Consider the following 6,003-nt stretch of genomic DNA (forward strand, 5'->3'; position numbering starts at 1 on the left):
GGGCAGTTGGGGTGGGGGTCCCCCCGGACGGAGTCTGGGGGAGGAGCCGCCCCAACGCCTGGCCGGCGAGGCCCGGGGGTATGGGGGCGGAGCCCCCACCACGGCCGAGGGCACACTCACGAAAGAAGGGGAAGACCATGGGGCAGAGCCCCGGCAAAGGGGGCGGCACCGGCGCATGGGTGCCCAGCCATTGGGTGCGGCAACAGAGGGGCACAGCGGTGTGGCCAATGACGCACTCCGTAACGTCCGTGCCGCAGATAGCCTACGGATCGGTAGCCACCCCGTGACGGTTAGGAGCCCTCCGAGATGTCCTCGCCCAGCCCAGACATCGACGACCTCGACATCCACACCACCGCGGGCAAACTCGCGGATTTCGAGCACCGCACGAAGGAAGCCGTGCACGCGGGCTCGGAGCGCGCGGTGGAGAAGCAGCACGCGAAGGGCAAGCTGACCGCGCGCGAGCGCGTGGAACTCCTGCTGGACGAGGGGTCGTTCACGGAGTTGGACGAGTTCGCCCGCCACCGCTCGACGAATTTCGGCCTGGAGGCGAACCGCCCGTACGGCGACGGCGTCGTCACGGGTTACGGCACCATCGACGGCCGCCCCGTCTGCGTGTTCTCGCAGGACTTCACGATCTTCGGTGGCGCCCTGGGCGAGGTCTACGGCGAGAAGATCGTCAAGGTGATGGACTTCGCGCTGAAGACCGGCTGCCCGGTCATCGGCATCAACGACGGCGGCGGCGCCCGTATCCAGGAGGGCGTGGCGGCGCTCGGCCTGTTCGCGGAGATCTTCCGCCGCAACACGCACGCCTCCGGCGTGATTCCGCAGATCTCCCTCATTCTGGGCCCCTGTGCGGGCGGAGCCGTCTACTCGCCCGCCATCACGGACTTCACGGTGATGGTGGACCAGACCTCGCACATGTTCATCACGGGGCCCGACGTCATCAAGACGGTCACGGGTGAGGACGTCGGGTTCGAGGAGTTGGGCGGGGCGCGGACGCACAACGCCACGTCCGGCGTCGCGCATCACCTGGCGGGTGACGAGAAGGACGCCATCGAGTACGTGAAGGCGCTGCTGTCCTACCTTCCGTCCAACAACCTCTCGGAGCCGCCGGCCTTCGCCGAAGAGGCGGATCTGGAGACCTCGGACGAGGACCGGGAGCTGGACACCCTCATCCCGGACTCGGCGAACCAGCCGTACGACATGCACGGCGTCATCGAGCACGTGGTCGACGACGGGGAGTTCCTGGAGACGCAGGCGCTGTTCGCGCCGAACATCATCACCGGTTTCGGCCGGATCGAGGGCCAGCCGGTCGGCGTGGTGGCCAACCAGCCGCTGCAGTTCGCCGGGTGTCTGAACATCGACGCGAGCGAGAAGGCGGCGCGGTTCGTGCGCACCTGCGACGCGTTCAACGTGCCGGTCCTCACGTTCGTGGACGTCCCGGGCTTCCTGCCGGGGACCGACCAGGAGTACGACGGGATCATCCGGCGCGGCGCCAAGCTGATCTACGCGTACGCGGAGGCGACGGTGCCGCTGGTCACGGTGATCACGCGGAAGGCGTTCGGCGGCGCGTACGACGTGATGGGGTCCAAGCACCTGGGCGCCGACCTCAACTTCGCCTGGCCGACGGCGCAGATCGCCGTGATGGGCGCCCAGGGCGCGGTCAACATCCTGCACCGCAAGAAGCTGGCCGCGGCGGGCACGCCCGACCAGACCGAGGAGCTGCGCGCCCAGCTCACACAGGAGTACGAGGACGCGCTGCTCAACCCGTACGTGGCGGCCGAGCGCGGCTACGTGGACGCGGTGATCCGTCCCGCCGAGACCCGCCGTCACATCACCCGCGGTCTGCGCACGCTGCGCACCAAGCGCGAGCAGCTTCCGCCGAAGAAGCACGGCAACATCCCGCTGTGAGGAGGCCGCGATGACGGATTCCGTGGAGACATGCCCCCAGGCGCCCGAGCCGCCCATCCGGGTCGTGCGGGGCAACCCGACGCCGGAGGAGCTGGCCGCCGCGCTGGCGGTGGTGCGGGCCCGCGCGTCGGCCGTGGCGCCCGGTGAGCCGGGCCGCCGGGTGCCGAGCGCGTGGTCCCAGCCGGCCCGTACGGTGCCGCGCGGGCTGCCGCAGCCGGGTCCGGGTGCCTGGCGGCGTACGTACTGGCCGGGGTGACGGGCAGGCCCTGTGCCCGCCGGGGCGACCGGTGTCCGCGGGGCGCCCGGTGCCCGCCGGGGCGACCGGTGTCCGCGGGGCGCCCGCATCTGAGTACGCGTACTCAGGCGGGGGCGCCCGCGCGGCTCCACCATGGGGCGCATGCTGTGGTCCGACCCCCGCGACGAGCCGCCGCCGGAACTGCGCAGGACCCAGGAGAAGGTGCACCGTCTCGGCTGGGTGCTGCTGCTGGTGGTGGCGGTCGTGATGCTGCTGCTGTTGTCGGTGGCTTATTCGTGAGCCGCCCGGGCCCGCCAGGCGCGTGCGCGGGGTGCGCGGCACGGGGGGCGGGTCCTTACGATGGCTCGCATGAACTCACCGCGTCTCGTCCTCGCCTCCGCCTCCCCTGCCCGTCTCGCGCTGCTGCGGCAGGCGGGGATGGCGCCGGAGGTCGTCGTCAGCGGCGTGGACGAGGACGCGATCGACGCGTCGACGCCCTCGGAGCTGGCGCGGGTGCTGGCAGAGGCGAAGGCGGCGGCGGTCGCGGGCCGGGCCGAGGCGGCGGGTGCGCTGGTCGTGGGCTGCGACTCGGTGCTGGAGCTGGACGGGCGGGCGCTGGGCAAGCCGGCGGACGCTTCGGAGGCGGCGGCCCGCTGGAAGGACATGCGGGGCCGCTCGGGCGTGCTGCACACCGGGCACTGCCTGGTCGACACCCGGACGGCGGAAGCGCGCTGTTCGGTGACGGCTTCGACGACGGTGCACTTCGGTGACCCGTCCGACGAGGAGATCGCCGCCTACGTGGCGAGCGGCGAACCGCTGCACGTGGCGGGCGCCTTCACGCTGGACGGCCGCTCGGGCCCGTTCGTGGAGGGCATCGAGGGCGACCACGGGAACGTGCTGGGGCTCTCACTGCCGACGCTGCGCAGGCTGCTGGCCGATCTGGGGGTCGCCGTCACCGACCTGTGGGTGGCGCGCTGACCGCGTCCTGCGCGGGGGCGGCCGTTCCGCTTCCGGCCGGCTGCTCGACCTGCTCGCCGGCGGCCTCGCCGTACCAGGTCAGCGACCACACGATGAGGCCGAGCACCACCATCAGCACCACGAAGGCCGTCCAGCCCACCAGGCCGACGCAGAAGGCGCCGAGCACGCCGTGGACGACGGCGCAGCTGATCAGCACGATGCGCCAGAAGCCGCGCGGTGGCAGGTCGCGGACCGCCGTGCGGGCGAGGATCAGCGCGCAGGTGAGCACGTAGCCGCCGACCAGCACGGCTCCGATCACCGCGGAGACCGTCATGGCGCGCGGCTCGATGCCCGCCAGCGACATCTGCTGGACGTCGGCGACCTTGCCGAGGAAGAGATTCAGTCCTACGAGTACGGCCGCCTCCAGCGTCAGCACCAACGCCGTCACCGCGGCCACCGCTCGTCTGCGCACTGGCACCGCCCCCACCCCTTCTGTGGCTTGCATCTTCCCTCGGCGGGACGCCTGTTGCGGCCCGCCCGCTCGACGCGCCCGGGTTACTCCAGGTACGTGTACTCGCCAGGGCGAACGCTACTGGCGGGTACATGCCGGGGCAAGGGAAACGGCGCACAGCAAAATTTCCCTTCTCCTCTCGTAGGGAATCCACAAAGACCTCCCGTTCCTCCAGGTGCTGTGGACAGAGAGTTAGCCCACACCCCGGAGACGGACAACGGAGGCCCGCAAGCGGCGTACCGTGGGATGACGAGGGGAGATCCGGTTCCGCGCGAGACGCGCACGACACTCCGTGTGGGCAAGCTCACCCCCCTGGGCGGCTCGGCGTCAGGTGTCGCCAGTACCTAAACTCAGCTTGTTTCAAGGAGGGAGCCATCGTGCGCAAGGTGCTCATCGCCAACCGCGGCGAAATCGCCGTCCGCGTCGCCCGCGCGTGCAAGGACGCGGGAATCGCGAGCGTCGCCGTCTATGCCGAGCCGGACCGGGACGCACTCCACGTCCGGGTGGCCGACGAGGCCTACGCGTTGGGCGGTGACACCCCCGCGGCCAGCTACCTGGACATGACCAAGGTCCTCAAGGCCGCCGCCGACTCGGGCGCTGACGCCGTCCACCCCGGTTACGGATTCCTGTCGGAGAACGCCGAGTTCGCGCAGGCGGTGCTGGACGCGGGGCTCAACTGGATCGGCCCGCCCCCGCACGCCATCCGCGACCTGGGCGACAAGGTCGCAGCGAGGCACATCGCGCAGCGCGCCGGAGCCCCGCTGGTCGCCGGCACCAAGGACCCGGTCTCCGGCGCTGACGAGGTCGTCGCCTTCGCCGAGGAACACGGCCTGCCCATCGCCATCAAGGCGGCCTTCGGCGGCGGCGGACGCGGCCTGAAGGTCGCCCGCACACTGGAAGAAGTGCCCGAGCTGTACGACTCGGCCGTGCGCGAGGCCGTGGCCGCCTTCGGCCGCGGCGAGTGCTTCGTCGAGCGCTACCTGGACCGCCCCCGGCACGTGGAGACCCAGTGCCTGGCCGACAAGCACGGCAACGTCGTGGTCGTCTCCACGCGTGACTGCTCGCTCCAGCGCCGCCACCAGAAGCTGGTCGAGGAGGCCCCGGCCCCGTACCTGAGCGACGAGCAGAACGCCGAGCTGTACCGGGCCTCCAAGGCGATCCTGAGTGAGGCCGGCTACGAGGGCGCGGGCACCTGCGAGTTCCTCGTCGGCCAGGACGGCACGATCTCCTTCCTGGAGGTCAACACCCGCCTCCAGGTTGAGCACCCGGTCACCGAAGAGGTCACGGGCCTCGACCTGGTCCGCGAGATGTTCCGCATCGCCGACGGCGAGGAGCTGGGCTACGACGACCCGCCGGTGCGCGGTCACTCCTTCGAGTTCCGCATCAACGGCGAGGACCCGGGCCGCAACTTCCTCCCGGCGCCGGGTACGGTCACCACGTTCGCGCCGCCCACGGGCCCCGGCGTACGGCTGGACGCCGGCGTGGAGTCGGGGTCGGTCATCGGCCCCGCGTGGGACTCGCTGCTGGCGAAGCTGATCGTCTCCGGCGCGAGCCGCGGCCAGGCCCTGGAGCGTGCGGCGCGGGCGCTGGACGAGTTCGAGGTGTCGGGGATGGCCACCGCGCTGACCTTCCACCGCACCGTGGTGCGCGACGCCGCGTTCGCCCCCGAGGTGACCGGCCGCACGGGCGAGCCCTTCGACGTCCACACCCGGTGGATCGAGACGGAGTTCGTCAACGAGATCAAGCCGTTCGCGCCGTCGGCGGGCGAGGACGAGGACGCCGAGGAGACGGCCCGCGAGACGGTCGTCGTCGAGGTCGGCGGCAAGCGCCTGGAGGTCTCCCTCCCCTCGTCGCTGGGCATGCCGCTGGCGCGTGCCGCCGTCGAGGGCGGCGCACGCAAGCCCCGCAGGAAGGCCGCCAAGAAGTCCGGCTCAGCGGCCTCCGGTGACGCGCTCGCCTCCCCCATGCAGGGCACCATCGTGAAGGTCGCCGTGGAGGAGGGTCAGGTCGTCGAGGAGGGCGAACTGGTCATCGTCCTGGAGGCGATGAAGATGGAGCAGCCGCTGAACGCCCACCGGGCCGGCACCGTGAAGGACCTCAAGGCCGAGATCGGCGCCTCGGTCTCCTCCGGCGCCGTCATCTGCGAGATCAAGGACTGAGCCCGGCCCTCGTCCGACGCCGTCGGCGGTGCCCGGCCCCCGCACAAGGGGGCCGGGCACCGCGCCGACGGCGTGTGGTGGGTCAGCGGCGGCGCCCAGCCCCCTTGTGCGGGGGGGGGGGGGGGGGGGGGGGGGGGGGGCCGACGGCGTGTGGTGGGTCAGCGGCGGCGCGGCGCCAGGTCGGCCACCCGGGGCCCCGGCGTGGCCGTGGGCCGCAGGTGGGTGGGGGG

The 6,003-nt window shown here is 71.9% G+C and carries 6 protein-coding genes; 5 read left to right on the forward strand and 1 reads right to left on the reverse strand.

Annotated elements, in window-relative coordinates; translation table 11 throughout:
* The first annotated feature begins 306 nt into the window (after positions 1-306).
* From AB8Z75_RS28935 to AB8Z75_RS28950, 4 genes are all read left to right on the forward strand, one after another.
* Positions 307-1,911, forward strand: coding sequence for an acyl-CoA carboxylase subunit beta (locus AB8Z75_RS28935; protein ID WP_369207094.1), 1,605 nt, complete (start codon positions 307-309; stop codon positions 1,909-1,911).
* Positions 1,912-1,921: 10 nt separating this feature from the next.
* Positions 1,922-2,167 carry an acyl-CoA carboxylase subunit epsilon gene (locus tag AB8Z75_RS28940; RefSeq protein WP_369207096.1) on the forward strand — a complete coding sequence of 82 codons (246 nt, stop codon included), beginning with the start codon at positions 1,922-1,924 and terminating at the stop codon, positions 2,165-2,167.
* A 141-nt stretch (positions 2,168-2,308) separates the two neighbouring features.
* Entirely contained in the window at positions 2,309-2,446 is a 138-nt protein-coding gene (gene mmpB, locus AB8Z75_RS28945; protein WP_369207098.1) for a morphogenic membrane protein MmpB, read from the forward strand.
* Between the two features lie 60 nt (positions 2,447-2,506).
* Positions 2,507-3,124, forward strand: a complete 618-nt coding sequence (locus AB8Z75_RS28950) for a nucleoside triphosphate pyrophosphatase (RefSeq protein ID WP_369207100.1) — start codon at positions 2,507-2,509, stop codon at positions 3,122-3,124.
* Here AB8Z75_RS28950 and AB8Z75_RS28955 read toward each other — a convergent pair.
* Positions 3,099-3,581: a hypothetical protein gene (locus tag AB8Z75_RS28955; RefSeq protein ID WP_369207102.1), complete on the reverse strand. Its 483-nt coding sequence runs from the start codon at positions 3,579-3,581 to the stop codon at positions 3,099-3,101. The two genes, AB8Z75_RS28950 and AB8Z75_RS28955, sit on opposite strands and share 26 nt — an antisense overlap.
* Positions 3,582-3,991: 410 nt before the next feature.
* Here AB8Z75_RS28955 and AB8Z75_RS28960 point away from each other — a divergent pair, with 410 nt between their 5' ends.
* A complete protein-coding gene (locus AB8Z75_RS28960; RefSeq protein WP_369207104.1) occupies positions 3,992-5,773 on the forward strand; it encodes a biotin carboxylase N-terminal domain-containing protein in 1,782 nt (593 codons plus the stop codon).
* Positions 5,774-6,003 lie beyond the last annotated feature (230 nt).

This window comes from Streptomyces sp. PU-14G, assembly GCF_041028275.1.
Classification (GTDB): domain Bacteria; phylum Actinomycetota; class Actinomycetes; order Streptomycetales; family Streptomycetaceae; genus Streptomyces.

What these genes read in the sequence shown, in the direction of transcription:
- AB8Z75_RS28940 (WP_369207096.1), top strand. Translation starts at nt 1,922, where the DNA reads ATGACGGATTCCGTGGAGACATGCCCCCAGGCGCCCGAGCCGCCCATC.
- AB8Z75_RS28950 (WP_369207100.1), top strand. Translation starts at nt 2,507, where the DNA reads ATGGCTCGCATGAACTCACCGCGTCTCGTCCTCGCCTCCGCCTCCCCT.
- mmpB (WP_369207098.1), top strand. Translation starts at nt 2,309, where the DNA reads ATGCTGTGGTCCGACCCCCGCGACGAGCCGCCGCCGGAACTGCGCAGG.
- AB8Z75_RS28935 (WP_369207094.1), top strand. Translation starts at nt 307, where the DNA reads ATGTCCTCGCCCAGCCCAGACATCGACGACCTCGACATCCACACCACC.